Raw genomic sequence first — 17,920 nt, 5'->3', positions numbered from 1 at the left:
AAATGACCATGAAAAAACTATTCAATGTTGCCGCCTTCGCCCTGTTGACCAGCCTCAGTCTGAGCACCCTGGTCCAAGCGGAAGAAATCCGCGTGATGACCTCCGGTGGTTTCACCGCTGCCTACAAAATCCTCGGCCCTAAATTTGCCGCGTCTACCGGCCACACGCTCGACACCGCCCTTGGCCCGTCGATGGGCAAAGCGCCGGAAGCTATTCCCAACCGTCTTTCTCGCGGAGAAAAAGCTGATGTAGTGATCATGGTCGGCTACGCCCTCGATGACCTGATCAAGCAAGGCAAAGTTGATCCCGCTTCACGGGTTGAACTGGCCGATTCCCGAATCGGGCTCGTAGTGCGCGAGGGCGCGACGAAGCCGGACATCAGCTCCGTTGACGGACTGAAGAAGACCTTGCTCGACGCGAAGTCCATCGCCTATTCCGATAGCGCCAGCGGCGTGTACATCGAGAATCAGTTGTTCAAGCGCCTGGGCATTGAAGACCAACTCAAACCCAAATCGAAGATGATCTCGAAAATCCCCGTGGGCTCGGTGGTTGCCGCTGGCGACTACCAACTGGGCTTCCAGCAGGTCAGCGAATTGCTGCCCGTGCCGGGCGTAAGTTTTGTGGCAAAGATTCCAGAGTCGGTGCAATCGGTAACGCGTTTCGCTGCCGGCATTCCAGTGGGTGCGCAACACCCGGCTGAAGCCAAGGCGTTGCTGGAGTATTTGGCTTCCTCGACCGCTCAACCGGATGTAAAGGCCACCGGGCTGGATTCGGTCAGTCGCTGACCTGAACTTTCATTTCCACCACCAGCCGTTCCAGTTCCAACGCAGCCGGGGTCAACGTGCGACCCCGGCGCTTGATCAGGCCGACACTGCGCATCACCTGCGGGTCGGTCAGCGGCACCCGCGTCAGAATCGGGTGATCAGCTGCCGGCATCGCCATCAGCGGCACCGCCGCGACCCCCAACCCCGCTTCCACCAAGCCGATCATCGTCGTCACATGCCGGGTTTCACAGATGCTCTGCCGGTGCGGCACGATTCCGGTCAGCGCCTGATCCAGCAAAAAGCGATTGCCCGAGGTCTTGTCCAGCGAGATGTAATCCTGCTGATAGAACTCATCCCAGGTCACGCTGGTTCGACCCGCCAATGGATGATCGCGCCGACAGGCCAGCACATAACCTTCCTGCACCAATGGCTCGAACTCGACTTCAGTCTCCAGCGTACCCATAAAGCTCAGACCGAAATCGGCTTCGCCATTGACGACGGCGCTGAGTACGTCGTGGGCGCTCGAGTCGAGCACTTTTACTTTGATCCTCGGGAACTGCCGGTGGTAATGGGCGATCACGCGCGGCATGAAGTAATACGCCGCCGAGGGCACGCAGGCCACCGTGACATGGCCGAGCCGGGTCGAGGCGACTTCGCTGATTCCCAGCAGCGCCACGTCCAGATCGTCCAGCAAGCGCTCGACGCTGGGCATGAAACCGCGCCCGGCCTGAGTCAAGCTGACCTTACGTGTAGTGCGTTCGAACAATCGTACGCCGAGGGCGTCTTCAAGTTTTTCGATACGCCGGCTCAGCGCAGGCTGAGAGATACGCACGGTGTCGGCGGCTTTGCGAAAACTGCCCTGCTCGACCACGGCGCGAAAAGCTTGCAGGTCGTTGAGGTCGAAGTTTATGGCCATGGTGCGCACTCGGGATCAGACAAATTGATCAGCTTATCCTATCAATGTACAAAATTATTCCACAATGCAGGTTCCGGTGAGGTTGGAGACCGTGTGCGAAATACGCTGGCTACGATCATCAGGAACTTAGAATTCATCAATATGACGCAGCGGTGCCGATGACTCCGCAATGAGTTCATCCTGACAAACAGCAATCGGCGAGGAACGGTTATTCGACACTCCCTGTGCCAACCGTTATCAATGGCCTCAGTCTTGATGACAGCTTCGGGGCAACGGCTACAGTCCTCGACAAGGCGCACGCGCTCAACGGCCAACCCAAACCTGCGACAATGCGGCCTCGTCGGGCTTCGTAACTTGCGTGACAGACGTTCAGGTATTTGAATAACAAATTCGCGGGGAGCAGCCACATTGGAATTGAGACAACTGCGCTATTTCGTAAAAATCATCGAGCTGGGCAGCCTGGGGCGTGCGGCACTTGAACTGGACGTTGGTGTGTCAGCCCTCAGTCAGCAAATCTCCAAGCTGGAAAGCGAACTGTGCACCCGCCTCCTGAATCGAACCTCCACCGGCGTGACGCCCACTAGCGCCGGATTCGCGTTTTTACACCATGCCCAATTGACGCTACGCCAGGCGGACAACGCAATCATGGCCGCCCATCGCGGGCGAATGAGCGGTTATGTCAGCGTCGGCTTACCGCCGACTACCGCAACGGTGCTCGCGTTGCCGTTGATCAACGCAATGCGTGCGCGTTATCCGGACATACAACTGCATTTGGTGGAAATGCTTTCCGGCCACTTGGCGGCGCAGCTCAACGCACGGCAAATTGATCTGGCCATCCTCTTCCAGCTCGAAGGGGGGAAACGCTGGAGCGTGACTCCGCTGCTGGATGAAAAGCTGTTTGTCATTGCCTCGCCCAGCCTGCCTCAAGCGCCTTCTGGCGACAGCGTGCAGTTAGCCGACCTCGGCGGCCTGCCGCTGGTGATGCCCAGCGTGCAGCATGGGTTGCGTTCAACATTGACCAGCGCGTTCGAGCGGGTCGGGCTAACGCCCAATGTCATTATGGAGGTCGACGGCCTCGCTGTTTTGATGAACGCCGTTCGGGCCGGTCATGCGGCAACGATACAACCGGGGGCGGCCGCTGCATTGAAAGACGGGTCCGGACTTTCACTGATCAGGATTGCCGATCCCCATGTGGGCCGGCGTAATCTTCTGGCGACGCTGGCTGACGACGAACTCTCTCCGGCGGCGCTGGCAACGCGGTTGGTCATTGTCGATGTGGCGCGACAGCTGGTCGTCGACAAACAGTGGCCAGGAGCGACATGGATAGAAGGTGTAGACGCGTAATCCTCCTTCACCCCGGACACATGAGTCCGTCTTGACGAAAAAGCCTTTAGAAAAACTAAACACCCCGCGTCAAATGCAGCCTTTCGGCCACTCCGTCCCCACCCTATCGTTCTCCCCACTCGCAAGGAGCACTTCGTTCCCGCTTCCTTGCAAATCGAGGAGCGATAATGATCGATGTCTTAATCATAGGGGGTGGCAACGCTGCCTTGTGCGCCGCTCTGATGGCGCGAGAAGCGGGCGCCAGCGTGATGCTGCTGGAAGCCTCTGCGAAAATCTGGCGCGGTGGCAACTCCCAACACACCCGTAACCTGCGGTGCATGCACGACGAACCGCAGGACGTGCTGATCGATGCCTATCCGGAAGAAGAATACTGGCAAGACCTGTTGAAGGTTACCGGTGGCCTCACGGATGAAAAGCTTGCACGCATTGCCATTCGGGCATCGTCTTCTTGCCGCGACTGGATGCGTTCGCACGGCGTGCATTTTCAGCCACCGCTGTCCGGCGCGCTGCACGTGGCGCGGACCAATGCATTTTTTATGGGCGGCGGCAAAGCGCTGGTCAATGCGTATTTCCGCAGCGCCGAGCGCCTGGGTGTAAAAGTTCGCTACAACACGCAAGTGACCGACATCGAGCTGGATGGGGGGAAATTCGTCGCCGCCCACGTGGGCGAACATGAGGTCGACGGTCAGCATTTCGCCGCGGAACGCATTGAAGCCCGAGCCTGCGTATTGGCGGCCGGCGGCTTCGAATCCAATCGTGAATGGCTGCGCGAAGCCTGGGGTCAGAACGAGCGCGGTGAATGGCCATCGGACAATTTCCTGATCCGGGGCACCCGATTCAACACCGGCATTTTGCTACGGCGCATGCTCGACCTTGGCGCAGATGTGATCGGCGATCCGACGCAAGCACACATGGTCGCGATTGATGCCCGCGCGCCACTCTACGACGGCGGCATCTGTACCCGTATCGACTGCGTATCGCTGGGTGTGGTGGTCAATCGTGATGGCGAACGCTTCTACGACGAAGGTGAGGATTTCTGGCCAAAGCGTTATGCGATCTGGGGGCGTCTGGTGGCCGGACAACCCGGTCAGCAGGCGTATTCGATCATCGATCAACAAGCCATCGGCCGCTTCATGCCGCCGGTCTTTCCCGGAACCACCGCCAATACCCTGCAAGACCTTGCCCGTCAGTTGCAGCTGCCTCAAGAAAAATTCGTCAAGACTGTCGAGGACTACAACAACGCCTGCCGCGTTGGCACGTTCGACCACACGGCGTTGGACGACTGCCACACCCAAGGACTGACGCCCGCCAAAACCCATTGGGCTCGGCCATTGGTGAAACCACCCTTCTACGCCTACCCGCTTAAACCGGGTGTCACGTTCACCTACCTCGGCCTCGCCACCGACGAAACCGCTGCCGTGCATTTCAACGGCAAAGCGAGCCCCAACCTGTTCGTCGCGGGAGAAATGATGGCCGGCAATGTTCTGGGCAAGGGCTACACCGCCGGCATCGGCATGGCCATCGGTACTGCGTTTGGCCGTATCGCCGGTGTGCAGGCGGCTGCTTCGGTGGGCTTTGGCGTTTCATCTGCAAACTCGGAGTCTCGACATGCAACTGTTTGATCCCCAAGCGTCGGGCGGGCTGATCCCGGTGTTGAATCTTGACGAAAGTGAAGTCCAGCGGCAGATGACCATCTGCAATGCCTGCCGTTATTGCGAAGGCTTTTGCGCGGTATTTCCGGCGATGACCCGGCGCTTGGAATTCACTCAGGCCGACATCCATTACCTGGCGAACTTGTGCCATAACTGCGGCGCGTGCCTGCACGCCTGTCAGTACGCCGCCCCACACGAATTCGACGTCAACATACCCAAAGCCATGGCCAAAGTGCGCCTGGATACTTACGCCGAATACGCCTGGCCGCCAGTGATGGGCAGGTTGTATCAGCGCAACGGCCTGACCCTGGCGCTGGCTGCCGGTGGGGGACTGGCCTTGTTTTTATGCCTGACCCTGATGCTCATGGGCAACCTGTTCACGGCCATTCCCGGGGGCAACTTCTACAAGATTTTCCCGCATAACACCTTGGCGCTGATGTTCGGCTCAGTGTTCGGCTTTGCGGTACTTGCCCTGACCCTGGGTGTACGGCGCTTCTGGCGCAACGTTTCACCGGTCGCAGCGCCACTGCCGTTGAAAGCGTCCGCTGCATTGGAGGCTACGGCCAACGTCGCGAAACTCAAATACCTGGACGGTGGCCATGGCGAGGGCTGCAACAATGCCGATGATAAATTCACCTTGTGGCGACGCCGATTCCACCACCTCACCTTCTACGGCTTCATGCTGTGCTTCGCCGCCACCGGTGTCGCCACGCTCTTTCACTATCTGCTGAAGTGGTCGGCGCCTTATCCGATCTTCAGCTTGCCGGTGATGTTGGGTATTGCCGGTGGCATCGGCCTGCTGATCGGCCCGGCGGGTCTTCTTTGGCTGAACCTGCGTCGCAACCCTGCGCACGGCGACGAGAACCAAAAACCCATGGATCGCGGCTTCATCGCGCTGCTGTTTCTGGTCAGCGCAAGCGGCCTGGCGCTCCTGGCGTTGCGTGAAACCAGCGCCCTGGGCTTGATGTTGGCTATCCATCTCGGCCTGGTCATGGCGTTTTTCCTGACCATGCCCTACAGCAAATTCGCCCATGGAATATTCCGCAGCGCAGCGCTGCTCAAACACGCCATCGAGAAGCGTCAACCCAACCCGATCAACGCCGGCAGCGACTGACGGCTGAAGCACTCATTCCAAAAACAATAGTGAGCATAACGGTAGCCATGATGAAAACGACAACGGCAACAACCCGAGCCAAGGGGTCCAAATTGGGCGCCATTTTGCGGGTCACCAGCGGTAATTTTCTCGAGCAGTTCGACTTCTTTCTGTTCGGGTTCTACGCGACCTACATCTCCCGGACATTTTTTCCAGCCACCAGCGAGTTTGCCTCGTTGATGATGACCTTCGCGGTATTCGGCTCCGGATTCCTGATGCGTCCGTTAGGCGCCATTGTGCTGGGGGCGTACATCGACAAGGTGGGCCGTCGCAAGGGGCTGATCGTGACGCTGTCGATCATGGCCGCCGGTACCGTATTGATCGCCCTGGTGCCGGGCTATGCCGCCATCGGCGTGGCGGCACCGATTCTGGTGTTGTTGGGCAGGCTGCTACAGGGCTTCTCCGCCGGCGCGGAAATGGGCGGTGTTTCCGTGTATCTGGCGGAAATTTCCACCCCCGGTCACACCGGTTTCTACACCAGTTGGCAATCGGCCAGCCAACAGGTGGCGATCGTCGTCGCGGCCGCGTTGGGCTACACGATCAATGCCACGATGCAAGCCGCTGAAATCGCCGATTGGGGCTGGCGTATTCCGTTCTTCATTGGCTGCGTGATCATCCCGTTCATTTTCATTATTCGTCGTTCACTGGAAGAAACCGCTGCCTTCACGGCTCGCAGCCATCGTCCAACAACTCGCGAAGTTTTTCGCTCGATGCGTGACAACTGGCGCACCGTACTGGCGGGCGGTTTGCTGGCGTCCATGACCACCACCACGTTCTACCTGATTACGGTCTACACACCGACGTTTGGCAGGACAGTACTGAACTTGAGCACCACCGACAGCCTGGTGGTCACATTGCTGGTCGGCATCAGCAACTTTATCTGGCTGCCTATCGGCGGCGCCCTCTCCGACCGCATTGGCCGTCGGCCACTGTTGCTGGCGATATCGTTGCTGTGCATCTTCACTGCTTATCCCGCCATGCACTGGCTGGCAGAGGCGGCGAGTTTCGAACGACTGCTCGCTGTCCTGCTGTACTTCTCATTCTTCTTTGGCATTTACAACGGCGCCATGGTCGCGGCACTGACCGAAGTCATGCCACAGAACGTGCGGGTCGTCGGGTTTTCACTGGCCTTCAGTCTGGCCACCGCGGTGTTTGGCGGTTTTACCCCGGCAATCTCGACGCTGCTTGTCCAGGCCACGGGCGATAAGGCATCACCTGCCTACTGGCTGATGTTCGCGGCGGTGTGCGGGTTCACGGCGACGACGATTCTGTATCGTCGACAAAAAGCTTTGGCAGTCAGAACCGTTTAGTTCCTCGATCGCCGACGCTTACCACGCGTCGATCCGCGGCGGAAACCGAATGAGAGGGGTTTGAGGTCGATTTCTGTCTTTCGTCAGGACAGTGATCGGCCTCAGCCCCCGGCATAACGTACCCAGGGCAGCGCCCAATAGAAGGTACATAGCCCAATCGATCATTTGAGGCTGTCCCGCCTTTGGCTCATGACTTGAATGTTCGAAATATAGCGCGCAGGCCATTGGCTCTAAAAAACCACATCAAACATAAAGTCCTCGCTGCGAGGCCGCACTGGCTGTTGTAGGAAATTCGCGGCCTCGAGCGAAATGAGATGACTAGTCACCCAGCTTGGCCCAGAACTCTTCCGCAGAGGGGCTGATTGGGGCCCTGGGACGAGTGAGATGAATCTCTAGGGGAATATCCCAGCTTTCGTCGAGTGCCCTGACCAGACGACCGTCAGCCATTTCCTGTTCTGTCAGGCTTTTCGGTAACCATGCGACACCCTTGCTTTCCAAGGCCATGGACATCAGTACCGCTGCAAGGTGGCTGCTGAAAAGTGGCTTTAGGTGAAGGTAGTCTTCCTTTCCGTGAAGTCGGTGAGCGACGATGCGGCCTAGACCCGATTCGTGGGTGTATGCCAAGTAGGGCAGCGTTTCAGGTGAGGTACCAAAATTGGCAGAGACGCTTGCCAAAGGCACTAGCACATCCTCTCCAACCTTTTTCCCAATGAACTGATCGGGAGCCAGTAACGGCGGAACGTCGGGGTGGCGATGGCAGAGCAGGAACTGAACCTGGCCTTGGATCAGCATCTGTTCACAAACAGCCATGCTATCTGAGTGCAGGCGTACAGCCTCTATCGGCGCGCCGTTTTCAGTACTTCTCAGCCATCTTGGGAAAAATGTAAATGACAGGGAGTGAGTTGCCGCGAATTGGAGTGTTTTGGCTGCCATCCCAGCCACTTCCTGTGCCTCTGTGCGCATCCTGTACAAGCGTCTGGCAGCCTCCTGTGCAGCGGGCAAAATCTGCCTTCCTGCCTCGGTAAGCGTTGCTCCTTGAGGGGTGCGCACAAACAAATCCACCCCCATCCAATTCTCCAGTGAACGGACTCTGCGACTGAATGCCGGCTGAGTAACGTGCCGCGCTTCTGCGGCACGAACAAAGCTGCCGTATTCCGCAAGAGCTGAAAAATCTTCGAGCCAGACGAGTTCCAAGGGCAATGCCTCCTGTGCATAGGGCGCGGCATTAATAGCATTGGGCGAGTGTCATCGCAAAGCATAACGTGGGGCCACCAACAACAAGAGGAACCCGTCATGCGTATCGTAGACATCCGTGAAAAAACAGTTTCGATTGCGTCCCCAATCGCCAATGCCTACATCGATTTTTCCAAAATGACCTGTTCGGTCGTCGCTGTTGTCACGGATGTGATTCGCGATGGTAAACCTGTCATCGGCTACGGCTTCAACTCCAACGGTCGCTATGGTCAAGGCGCATTGATGCGTGATCGCTTCCTGGCGCGAATCATGGAAGCTGATCCGGAGACTCTAATCGACCATGAGAACAACAACCTGGATCCGTTCGCCATCTGGAAGACCCTGATGACCAACGAAAAGCCAGGTGGCCACGGCGAACGTTCAGTTGCAGTCGGCACCATTGATATGGCCGTGTGGGATGCCGTTGCCAAGATCGAAGGCAAGCCGCTATACCGACTGCTGGCCGACCGTTATCGCGATGGCGTGGCAGATGACAAGGTTTGGGTTTACGCGGCGGGTGGCTATTACTATCCAGGCAAAGACCAGACCAAGCTCAAGGCAGAGATGCAGAGCTATCTGGATCGTGGGTACGACGTCGTCAAGATGAAGATCGGCGCTGTGCCACTGGACGAAGATATCCGTCGCATCGAAGCGGTACTCGAAGTAGTTGGCGACGGTCGTCGCCTCGCGGTAGATGCCAACGGTCGCTTCGATCTGCAGACAGGTATTGCGTACGCCGAAGCCATCAAAAAGTACAACCTGTTCTGGTACGAAGAGATTGGCGATCCGCTGGACTATGCACTCCAGGCCGAGTTGGCCAATCACTACGAACTGCCAATGGCTACTGGTGAAAACCTGTTCTCCCACCAGGATGCACGTAACCTGCTGCGCCACGGTGGCATGCGCCCTGATCGCGACTATCTCCAATTCGACTGTGCACTGTCCTACGGGCTCGTGGAGTACATGCGCACCTTGAAGGTGATGGAGGAAATGGGTTGGTCTTCTCGCCGCGTAGTGCCGCACGGTGGTCACCAGATGTCCCTGAACATCGCTGCGGGCCTGCACTTGGGCGGTAACGAATCCTATCCGGACGTATTCCAGCCATTCGGTGGATTTGCTGACGGCATACAGGTTGAAAACGGCTACGTAGGCCTTCCTGACATCCCTGGTGTTGGTTTTGAAGCCAAGTCAGCTCTGTACGCAGTTATGCGCGAGCTGGGCGAAGGCTGATAGCCCCGAACTGTGGCCTCTGCGCTTGAGGCCACAGTTATCCGGCGTCATCCACTGACGCCACGCCACACGCCCATCACAAAAATAAAATGAGGTGCTTCCGTGGAAATCTCCAAGTCCCGCTGGTACAGCCAGCTGTATGTGCAGGTGCTGATCGGCATCGTAATCGGTGCAGCAATCGGCCACTTTGAACCGCAATTCGGAGCCAGGCTTCAACCTTTTGCGGATGGCTTTATCAAACTCATCAAAATGCTGTTGGCGCCTATCATTTTCGGTACCGTCGTCGTTGGTATCGCTAAGATGGGCAGCATTAAGGAAGTCGGGCGGATCGGCGTCAAAGCGCTGCTCTACTTTGAAATCCTTTCAACCATTGCGCTGGTCATCGGCCTTATTGTGGTCAATATCGCAAAGCCAGGCGTTGGGATGAATATCAACGCTACCACGCTTGATGCCAGCGCTATCACCAAGTACAGCCAAGCCGCCAGTGAACAGGGCGGAACAATCGATTTCTTTCTCAACATAATCCCGAGCACCTTCATCGGCGCATTCTCGAATGGAGTCATGCTTCAGGTCATTCTGATTTCGGTTTTGATGGGCGTTGCCCTCGTTCAAATGGGCGAAACCAGCAAACCGCTGATCAATACCATCGATCTGTTTCTGCAAGGGTTGTTCAAGATCGTGGCAATGGTAATGCGCCTGGCTCCGATTGGTGCCGGTGCAGGGATGGCTTTTACCATCGGCAAGTACGGGATTGGTTCGTTGTTGTCACTCGGCCAGTTGCTGATCGCGCTCTACATCACGACCTTGATTTTCATCGTGGTAGTGCTGGGCACGGTTGCTAGATGGTCGGGCATGCCGCTATTGCAATTTCTTCGTTATTTCAAAGATGAAATTCTCATCACGCTTGGCACCTGCTCAACCGAAGCCGTGCTTCCGCGAATGATGGTGAAACTTGAAAAGCTGGGCTGCAAGAAGTCAGTGGTGGGCATGGTGCTACCAACTGGGTATGCCTTCAATGCGGATGGCACCTGCATCTACCTCACCATGGCCGCGATTTTTATCGCACAGGCAACCAATACGCCACTGACGTTTGTGGATCAAATGATTCTGTTGGGCGTGTTCCTTCTGACCTCAAAAGGCTCCGCTGGTGTGGCGGGTGCCGGGTTCATAACCCTTGCGGCAACGCTTACAACCATCCACTCCATTCCGCTGGTAGGCCTTGTACTGCTCTTGGGCATCGACCGTTTCCTGAACGAAGCGCGAGCCGTGACCAACCTGATCGGCAACGGCATCGGCACTATCGCGATTGCCAAGTGGGACAACTCGTTCGATGTCGAAGCCTGCGAGCGTGAAATTGCTGCAATGAAAAGCGAGAAAGCAGAGCGTAAAGCGTTGCTGGCGCAAAAGTAATCGCCATCGCTTACCGGTCATTCCTCTTCAAACAAGGCGTAATGACCGGTAGCCAATGCTATGTCTCGTTCTCACAGGACGATTCAGCGATGTACTCAGTTGAAATGTGATGGAGCCGAAAAATGATTGAGCGATCTCATCATGAACTACGACAGGCGTTCGGTGATTTGCTTCATGGAACAACCTGTAAATTTGCCGCATCAGTATTTGATCCGATCTCTGTTCGAATGGCTGATGACCTTGGCTTTGAGGTCGCTATCCAGGGTGGATCGGTCGCCTCGCTTCAAGTGCTGGGTGCCCCGGATATCTCGTTACTCACGCTCGATGAGTATGTTGAGCAGGTTTCCAGAGTCGGGCGTGCCAGCCAAATCCCAATCATTGGGGACGCCGACCATGGATTCGGAAACGCGCTCAATGTGATGCGGACAGTTACGGAGTTACAGAAGGCCGGCGTTGCCGCCCTGACGCTGGAAGATACGCATCTGCCCGCCAAGTACGACGAGCAATCGCACGTCCTCATCAACATGGAAGAGGCCGCGAGCAAGATCTACGCCGCACGATTTGCCCGATCAGATGATGCCCTTAGCATCATCGCCAGGACGAACGTGGCCGTTACCACTTTGGAAGATTCGATTGCTCGGACTACGGCTTATGAAAAGGCTGGCGCAGACGCTATTTGCTTCGTTGGAGTAAAGGACTTGCAGCATCTGGAAGCACTCACAGCGCATCTCACCGTTCCGATCATGCTCATCAATTACGGCAATCCTGCACTGGGCGATGTTGAGAAACTGAGCGCGGCGAATGTACGGATAGTGGTCAATGGACATGCCCCGTATTTGTCCGCACTTAATGCGACCTACGAGGCGCTGCGCGAACAAAGTGGCGCAGGGGGGCGCGAGCTTTCGCTCCCGGAGCTGCTTTCAAAATACACACTTTCGGACAATTACCGCGAATGGGCAAAAACCTATTTGAAGTCGGATAACGGCTCCAATTGAACTTGAGACAGGTGGAATAAAGCGTCATGAAAAAGACAATCCTGGCCTTCAGCCGAGTCTCGCCCAGCATGCTAGAGCCTTACATAGATAAGTACGACATCGTCATCATGAGCCCCAAACTTGGTGATATGGATGTTCAGTTCGAGGCAGCCCTTCCCAACGCTCATGGACTGATCGGCGGGAATCGTCGCCTGGGCGAGGTTGAGCTGGCATCGGCTAAAAACCTTGAGATCATTTCCAGCATTTCGGTTGGTTATGACAACTATGACCTCAGCTATATCAATAGCAGGGGGATCATGTTGACCAATACACCAGATGTGCTGAACGAAACCACTGCTGATCTCGCTTTTGCCTTGATTCTAGCCACAGCGAGACGTATCCCGGAGCTTGATGCCTGGACAAAAAATGGGAATTGGTCAACGACAATCGACACCTCCTATTTTGGATGTGATGTGCACGGAAAAACCTTGGGTATTATCGGTCTGGGCAAAATCGGAGAAGCCATCGCACGCAGGGGATTTTTCGGCTTCGGCATGAATATTTTGTACAGCGGCAAAAGTCGTAAACCTCAGCTGGAACAAGAACTCGGTGCAAGATTTGTCCCGCAGGAACAGCTGTTAATTGAGTCTGATTTTGTCTGTCCGGTCGTACCATTGACAGCAGAAACCAGAAACCTCATTGGCCAAAAAGAGCTGGCACTAATCGGCGCAGAGGGCATTTTGATTAACGTTTCTCGGGGCCCGGTGGTTGATCAGGACGCGCTCATCCAAGCGCTTGAGGAAAAGACGATTCGGGGGGCCGGCCTGGATGTATACGTGGAAGAGCCGTTGACTGACTCAAGGCTTTTCAAGCTGAAAAATGTCGTGACGGTACCTCACATTGGCTCGGCAACAAATGACACTCGCGATGCGATGGCCAAGCGTGCCTTGGACAACTTGCTGATGGGGCTCGAAGGTCAGTGGCCTCGGGATCTCGTTAATTCGCATGCACTACGTCAGTCAGAATTGACTCGCTGACTGCTTGTGGATCGTCGGACACCCAGTCCCAGCCACTCTGCTGAATCGAAGGAAACCAATATGCCGCAAGTCATCGTCTACGCCGCTGCAGGTAAGACTGTTGAACAGCAACATCTGCTTTTGAAAAGGATCACCGAGGCCGTGGTGGAAAGCTACGAAATACCGGCGGAAATCGTAACTGTGCAGATCGTCGAGGCTCCAAGCCACTTGAAGGCCAAGGGCGGTATTCGCTTCTGTGATCGCTGAGTGGTACGACATCGATACGGGTACGTCAGCCCCCCTACATTCGTCATCACAGCTTAGAAGGAGAAGGCAGTAATATTTCCGTTTATGATCAGGAGCAGATCGGTCAAGTCAGTACCCTCGTTGTGCCAGTTTCATAGGTGCTAACAGTCAATTGAATCGCAGATCGGTTCTAAAAAGTATCCATGGCGAAATGCGAAAGAGTGCTGAATGACCGCAATTGGGCTGTTTTCAGCCGGCCGCCAAAGGCAGAAAACGGCCAGAGGCGGACAATCCTGGGCTGAAACTCAAGGGCAACAGGCTCCTATCGAGCAATATACATACGCCACCCACCTTGACGTCGCCGCAGCGATTGCAGCAACGGTTGATCAACCGGTTCTTACAATAATTGCGCCTCAGAGCGTTTCCTGACCGAGGCGCAAGTACCTTTATTACCAGTCACTTTTCAATCGATGAGTTCTTTAGCAGTGGTTGCCAGCTTACTGCCAACCTGATGTTTTAAAACATCAATAAAGCGAGTTATCTTTGCGTCGACAAACTGTCGAGAGGTATAGACGGCATAAACGTTGCGCTCGTACGTGTGATAGTCAGGCAAGACCCGCACCAGCTTCCCTGAGCGCAAGTCTTCGATGGCCGTGAATCCAGCCAGCAAGCCGATCCCAGCGCCCTCCCGTATGGCAACCGCCATCGCGTCCATATCATTCACGCTGAAACTTGGCCCCGTGGGCGCAAATTTCGCGTCACCCGCCTTGCTCTTCAACTGCCACTCATCCCTCACATAGTCCACAGTGCCCAGCAGCAGGCATTGGTGATCGCTGAGATCCTCTGGGGTCACCGGGGCCGCATGCCTCTTCAGATAGTCTGGTGACGCTACCAAGACACAATGGCTGATTCCAATCTTCTGACTGACATACGCGGAATCCGGCAGCGTTCGGGCAATCAGGATCGAGACATCCAGTTGGTCTTCCAGCAGGTTGGGCATTCGTTGGGACAGCATTAAATCCACGGTCACATCCGGAAATTCCTTGCGGTACTCCAGCACGGCGCCGGTGACCAGTTGCCTCGCCAGTCCGGGTACGCAATGCACACGTAGAGTTCCCCTGGGATTCAAGGCTGCATTGCTCGCTTCGGCTTCCGCACTCTCAAGGTCTGCCAAAATTTTCGTGCACCGCTCATAAAACCGTCGGCCCGCATCGGTCACCGAGAGACGCCGAGTCGAGCGTTGCAACAGACGGGCGTCGAGTACGTTTTCAAGTGCGGACACAGCACGCGATACGTTACCTACTGTGGAGTCCAGATGGTTTGCCACGGCAGTGAAACTGCCCATCTCGACAACCTTTACGTACACCGACATGTTCGAAAGTTTATCCATCCCGACCTTCCTGTAGATCTGACAATTACCCGTGAGAACGAGCGATTGCCCCAGATGCTACACGCTCCTCCCTGTGCTCGATATTACTTCTGGGTACAACAATGATTCCCTTTTGGCCGACTAAATCAAATGGCTCACCTTCCATAGACTTGGTTGCACAGGCCGCCTGAACAGGCCCTGCGGCACAGCCACTCAGGCGCCGATCTTCATACGAATCCCTGACAACCAACTGAAGGCCAAATCATGAACAGTTCATACGATCCGCTTTATCTTTTTATCGGTGGTGAATGGATCAGTGCCGAAGGGCGCGATTCAGCCTCTGTCGTTAACCCGGCAACCGGACGTGAAATCGGACGCGTCCCCCTCGCCACCGCAGTCGACCTTGATCACGCCCTTGAAGTGGCTCGGCTGAGCTTCGAAGAATGGCGCCAGACCGTACCTGACAAACGCGCAAAAATCCTGAAACGGGCCGCGGATCTGATCCTGGAACGAGCACCTCACATTGCAGCGCAGATGACACTGGAAGAAGGCAAGCCGCTGGGTGAAAGCATGGATGAGGTTACCCGTGCATCTGAGTACTTTGAGTGGTTCGCCGAAAGCGCCCGTCGTATCGATGGCCGTGTTGTACCGGCCAACCGTCCAGGCGTACTGCAACTGGTAAAACGCCAGGCCATCGGACCTGTGGCGGCATTCACACCCTGGAATTTCCCGGCCATTACTCCCGCTCGCAAACTCTCGGCAGCTTTGGCCGCCGGTTGCAGTGTCATTCTCAAGCCAGGCGAAGAAAGCCCCTCCACGGCGCTGGCCCTGGCTCGCGCCCTCGACGATGCAGGATTGCCTAAAGGTGTACTGCAAGTGGTCTTTGGCGTCCCGGATCAAGTGTCCAGTCACCTGATCGCCTCACCGGTCATTCGTAAGGTGACATTTACCGGCTCAGTGCCCATCGGCAGACTCCTGTCAGCCCGAGCAGCCGAGGGCGTCAAGCCAATCACCCTTGAACTGGGTGGCCACGGACCCGTGCTGGTCTTTGAAGACGCAGACATTGAAAAGGCCGCTGTTGAGGGTGTCGCAAACCGGTTTCGAGGGACTGGCCAGGTCTGTATCTCCTCCACCCGTTTTCTGATCCAGCGTGGCGCATATGAAAGGTTTGTCGATCATTTTGTCGCTGCAACCAAAGCCCTGAGAATCGGTAATGGCCTGCATCCGCAGACGCAGGTCGGACCGCTCGCCAACCCAAGGCAGCTGGCAAAGATGGAGGAGCTGATAGCCGATGCCGTCGAGAAAGGTGCACGAGTATTGGTCGGTGGCGAGGCCTTACCAGGTGAAGGTTTTTTCTTCCAACCCACCGTTCTGGCAAATGTCCCCATGAACGCCCGCGTCATGCACGAAGAACCGTTCGGGCCCATCGCCGTGTTGATGCCTTTCGATGACCTGACTGATGGCCTGAAAGAAGCCAACCGCTTGCCCTACGGACTTTCAGCCTACGCGTTCACCTCCAGCGCTCGAACTGCGATTGACGTCGCTGACGGCTTGGAGGCCGGGATGATCGGGATCAACCAATACCGCATCGTCGCCACCGAGCTGCCTTTCGGCGGAATGAAAGAAAGCGGTCACGGCTCGGAAGGCGGCATTGAGGGAATTGAGCACTATCTCACCAACAAATTTATCAGCCAAGTTTAAGGAACTGTCCCATGTCCAATATCAATTTCAGCAGTCCTCGCGAAGCGGCCCGAGCGTTTACACCGAAACTGTCGCAATTCGTCGACTCAACGCTCTACCCGCAGATCTGGAGCGATCCCGCGTTGTCCCCCCGTGACCGCAGTCTGATCACCGTGGCCGCATTGATTGCCGGTGGTCACTCAGAAGAGTTGCCTGCACACCTACGGCGGGCGGTCAGCAATGGGGTGACTCATGACGAAATTGCGGCGGCGATTACCCACCTGGCGTTTTACGTGGGCTTCCCTGGCGCCATCACAGCGTCTGCTATTGCCAATGCAACGTTTACCGAATCGGAGCAAAGCTAAGATGAAAGCCATCAACATCAGAGAATTCGGCGCGGCGGACGTCCTGGAACTCGCAGATGCTCCCAATCCTGAAGTACGCCCTACCGACCTGCTAGTACGTGTCTATGCAGCGGGCGTGAACCGTGCGGATCTGACTCATCGAACCGGTGGATATGGCCATCCGAATTTCGGCGACTCGCTGATTATCGGGTTGGAAATCGCTGGTGAGGTGATTGACAAAGGTAGCGCGGTTACGGGGTTCGAGGTGGGAGATCGAGTGATGGGCGTCGTCGGAGGCGGCGCCTATGCCGAACTGGCACGCATCGACTACCGCATGGCCATGCACATCCCTGCGCAGCTCGACTATGTGCACGCGGCGGCAATTCCCGAGGTCTTCGTCACCGCCCATGAAGCGATGATGCACCTGGCCCGGCTGAAATCCGGCGACTCAGTATTGATTCACGCTGCCGCTGGAGGCGTAGGGTCTGCCGCAGTGCAATTGGCATACGCCACAGGCGCCACGGTGTATGCGACAACCGAAGGCAGCAAGTTATCGCGTGTGGAGCACTTGGGGGCCGATATCGCTATTGACTACAAGAAACAGGATTTCGCCGAAGTCATTGCCGATAAAACCTATGGTCGAGGCGTCGATGTCGTTATCGACTTTGTTGGCGAGCCCTACTTCGCACGCAACGTCGCGTCTCTTGCTCACGGTGGCCGCATGATCCAGGTCGGTATCCTTGGCGGTGGCGGCAAAGTGACTGTGGAGCTGGAGCACATCCTCTACCGTCACTTGCAAATCATCGGTACGGTCATGAAGTCCCGCACGCAGCCAGAGAAACACGCCATGATCAAGCGCTTTCGCGAGCATTGGCTTGATCGCTTCGATGGCGCTGGAAGCCTGGAGCCGGTCGTTGATAGCACTTTCCCGCTGTCACAGGCTGCCGATGCCCATCGCCGGATGGAGTCATCCGAGAACGTTGGGAAAATTATCTTGACGATGCAGCCTGAAGACTTGGTTTAAGTTTGGTCGACTCGTCGATAGACATGAAAACGGTGTCATTGGAGGACACCGTTTTCGGGTGGACAACTGCCTTGCTGGGCGTTCCTGAACGGATTCAGAGCCAGAACTGCTTCTCACGAGCGGACTGAATCAAAACGCCTCTCGCTGCACTGCTCCGCCGTCGACCCTGCTCACGGAACAGGGTCGGGCGAATCGACGGTCAATCAGGCATTGATGTCTCTGGATAGCATCGATTTTGGAATCAGCAGGATCAAA

16 protein-coding genes are annotated in these 17,920 nt (G+C 56.2%); 13 read left to right on the top strand and 3 right to left on the bottom strand.

Annotated elements, in window-relative coordinates; genetic code table 11:
• Positions 1-8: 8 nt before the first annotated feature.
• A complete protein-coding gene (locus ACM6IQ_RS06940; protein WP_017338384.1) occupies positions 9-785 on the top strand; it encodes a substrate-binding domain-containing protein in 777 nt (258 codons plus the stop codon).
• On the opposite strand, the gene ACM6IQ_RS06935 is transcribed toward ACM6IQ_RS06940, so the two are convergent.
• Complete coding sequence (locus ACM6IQ_RS06935; RefSeq protein ID WP_414878347.1) at positions 775-1,680, bottom strand: LysR family transcriptional regulator; 906 nt, start codon at positions 1,678-1,680, stop codon at positions 775-777. The genes ACM6IQ_RS06940 and ACM6IQ_RS06935 overlap by 11 nt on opposite strands.
• Before the next feature lie 408 nt (positions 1,681-2,088).
• Between ACM6IQ_RS06935 and ACM6IQ_RS06930 the strand changes: the two genes are divergently transcribed.
• The 4 genes from ACM6IQ_RS06930 (at position 2,089) to ACM6IQ_RS06915 (ending at position 7,139) form a co-directional block, all read left to right on the top strand.
• Positions 2,089-3,024: a LysR substrate-binding domain-containing protein gene (locus ACM6IQ_RS06930; RefSeq protein ID WP_414878346.1), complete on the top strand. Its 936-nt coding sequence runs from the start codon at positions 2,089-2,091 to the stop codon at positions 3,022-3,024.
• Positions 3,025-3,191: 167 nt separating this feature from the next.
• The gene (gene tcuA / locus ACM6IQ_RS06925; RefSeq protein WP_017338381.1) at positions 3,192-4,646 is read left to right on the top strand and encodes an FAD-dependent tricarballylate dehydrogenase TcuA; all 1,455 of its coding nucleotides are present in this window, start codon (positions 3,192-3,194) and stop codon (positions 4,644-4,646) included.
• Positions 4,633-5,790, top strand: a complete 1,158-nt coding sequence (gene tcuB / locus ACM6IQ_RS06920; RefSeq protein WP_414878345.1) for a tricarballylate utilization 4Fe-4S protein TcuB — start codon at positions 4,633-4,635, stop codon at positions 5,788-5,790. Before tcuA ends, tcuB begins: the two co-directional genes overlap by 14 nt.
• Positions 5,791-5,837: 47 nt before the next feature.
• The gene (locus ACM6IQ_RS06915; RefSeq protein WP_031318821.1) at positions 5,838-7,139 is read left to right on the top strand and encodes an MFS transporter; all 1,302 of its coding nucleotides are present in this window, start codon (positions 5,838-5,840) and stop codon (positions 7,137-7,139) included.
• A 318-nt stretch (positions 7,140-7,457) separates the two neighbouring features.
• Here the strand turns inward: ACM6IQ_RS06915 and ACM6IQ_RS06910 are convergent, their stop codons facing one another.
• Positions 7,458-8,333, bottom strand: a complete 876-nt coding sequence (locus ACM6IQ_RS06910) for a LysR family transcriptional regulator (protein ID WP_414878344.1) — start codon at positions 8,331-8,333, stop codon at positions 7,458-7,460.
• A 99-nt stretch (positions 8,334-8,432) separates the two neighbouring features.
• On the opposite strand from ACM6IQ_RS06910, the gene ACM6IQ_RS06905 reads away from it, so the two are divergent.
• The 5 genes from ACM6IQ_RS06905 (at position 8,433) to ACM6IQ_RS06885 (ending at position 13,269) form a co-directional block, all read left to right on the top strand.
• Positions 8,433-9,602, top strand: a complete 1,170-nt coding sequence (locus tag ACM6IQ_RS06905) for a mandelate racemase/muconate lactonizing enzyme family protein (protein ID WP_414878343.1) — start codon at positions 8,433-8,435, stop codon at positions 9,600-9,602.
• Positions 9,603-9,704: 102 nt separating this feature from the next.
• Positions 9,705-11,012, top strand: coding sequence for a C4-dicarboxylate transporter DctA (gene dctA / locus ACM6IQ_RS06900; RefSeq protein ID WP_017338376.1), 1,308 nt, complete (start codon positions 9,705-9,707; stop codon positions 11,010-11,012).
• Between the two features lie 122 nt (positions 11,013-11,134).
• Positions 11,135-12,007: an isocitrate lyase/PEP mutase family protein gene (locus ACM6IQ_RS06895; protein ID WP_414878342.1), complete on the top strand. Its 873-nt coding sequence runs from the start codon at positions 11,135-11,137 to the stop codon at positions 12,005-12,007.
• Positions 12,008-12,033: 26 nt separating this feature from the next.
• Entirely contained in the window at positions 12,034-13,023 is a 990-nt protein-coding gene (locus ACM6IQ_RS06890) for a 2-hydroxyacid dehydrogenase (protein WP_017338374.1), read from the top strand.
• A 60-nt stretch (positions 13,024-13,083) separates the two neighbouring features.
• Complete coding sequence (locus ACM6IQ_RS06885) at positions 13,084-13,269, top strand: tautomerase family protein (protein ID WP_017338373.1); 186 nt, start codon at positions 13,084-13,086, stop codon at positions 13,267-13,269.
• A gap of 442 nt (positions 13,270-13,711) precedes the next feature.
• Here the strand turns inward: ACM6IQ_RS06885 and ACM6IQ_RS06880 are convergent, their stop codons facing one another.
• Positions 13,712-14,638, bottom strand: coding sequence for a LysR family transcriptional regulator (locus ACM6IQ_RS06880; protein ID WP_414878341.1), 927 nt, complete (start codon positions 14,636-14,638; stop codon positions 13,712-13,714).
• A gap of 243 nt (positions 14,639-14,881) precedes the next feature.
• On the opposite strand from ACM6IQ_RS06880, the gene ACM6IQ_RS06875 reads away from it, so the two are divergent.
• From ACM6IQ_RS06875 to ACM6IQ_RS06865, 3 genes are read left to right on the top strand one after another with little or no spacing between them, the layout of a single operon-like run.
• A complete protein-coding gene (locus ACM6IQ_RS06875) occupies positions 14,882-16,318 on the top strand; it encodes an NAD-dependent succinate-semialdehyde dehydrogenase (RefSeq protein WP_414878340.1) in 1,437 nt (478 codons plus the stop codon).
• Between the two features lie 11 nt (positions 16,319-16,329).
• Positions 16,330-16,662, top strand: a complete 333-nt coding sequence (locus tag ACM6IQ_RS06870) for a carboxymuconolactone decarboxylase family protein (protein ID WP_017338369.1) — start codon at positions 16,330-16,332, stop codon at positions 16,660-16,662.
• A 1-nt stretch (position 16,663) separates the two neighbouring features.
• On the top strand, positions 16,664-17,665 hold the full coding sequence (locus tag ACM6IQ_RS06865) for an NAD(P)H-quinone oxidoreductase (protein WP_414878339.1): 1,002 nt from the start codon (positions 16,664-16,666) through the stop codon (positions 17,663-17,665).
• Positions 17,666-17,920 lie beyond the last annotated feature (255 nt).

The organism is Pseudomonas sp. IT-P100 (assembly GCF_949767185.1).
Lineage (GTDB): Bacteria > Pseudomonadota > Gammaproteobacteria > Pseudomonadales > Pseudomonadaceae > Aquipseudomonas > Aquipseudomonas fluorescens_B.
The sequence above is the reverse complement of the archived record's forward strand: the minus strand, read 5'-3'. Positions and strand labels throughout refer to the sequence as shown.

Bases quoted from the DNA above. Each gene is read 5' to 3' on its own strand.
- ACM6IQ_RS06870 (WP_017338369.1), top strand. From the start codon at position 16,330: ATGTCCAATATCAATTTCAGCAGTCCTCGCGAAGCGGCCCGAGCGTTT.
- ACM6IQ_RS06890 (WP_017338374.1), top strand. From the start codon at position 12,034: ATGAAAAAGACAATCCTGGCCTTCAGCCGAGTCTCGCCCAGCATGCTA.
- tcuB (WP_414878345.1), top strand. From the start codon at position 4,633: ATGCAACTGTTTGATCCCCAAGCGTCGGGCGGGCTGATCCCGGTGTTG.
- ACM6IQ_RS06880 (WP_414878341.1), bottom strand. From the start codon at position 14,638: ATGGATAAACTTTCGAACATGTCGGTGTACGTAAAGGTTGTCGAGATG.
- ACM6IQ_RS06895 (WP_414878342.1), top strand. From the start codon at position 11,135: ATGATTGAGCGATCTCATCATGAACTACGACAGGCGTTCGGTGATTTG.
- ACM6IQ_RS06915 (WP_031318821.1), top strand. From the start codon at position 5,838: ATGATGAAAACGACAACGGCAACAACCCGAGCCAAGGGGTCCAAATTG.
- ACM6IQ_RS06885 (WP_017338373.1), top strand. From the start codon at position 13,084: ATGCCGCAAGTCATCGTCTACGCCGCTGCAGGTAAGACTGTTGAACAG.
- ACM6IQ_RS06940 (WP_017338384.1), top strand. From the start codon at position 9: ATGAAAAAACTATTCAATGTTGCCGCCTTCGCCCTGTTGACCAGCCTC.
- tcuA (WP_017338381.1), top strand. From the start codon at position 3,192: ATGATCGATGTCTTAATCATAGGGGGTGGCAACGCTGCCTTGTGCGCC.
- ACM6IQ_RS06865 (WP_414878339.1), top strand. From the start codon at position 16,664: ATGAAAGCCATCAACATCAGAGAATTCGGCGCGGCGGACGTCCTGGAA.
- ACM6IQ_RS06905 (WP_414878343.1), top strand. From the start codon at position 8,433: ATGCGTATCGTAGACATCCGTGAAAAAACAGTTTCGATTGCGTCCCCA.
- ACM6IQ_RS06935 (WP_414878347.1), bottom strand. From the start codon at position 1,680: ATGGCCATAAACTTCGACCTCAACGACCTGCAAGCTTTTCGCGCCGTG.
- ACM6IQ_RS06875 (WP_414878340.1), top strand. From the start codon at position 14,882: ATGAACAGTTCATACGATCCGCTTTATCTTTTTATCGGTGGTGAATGG.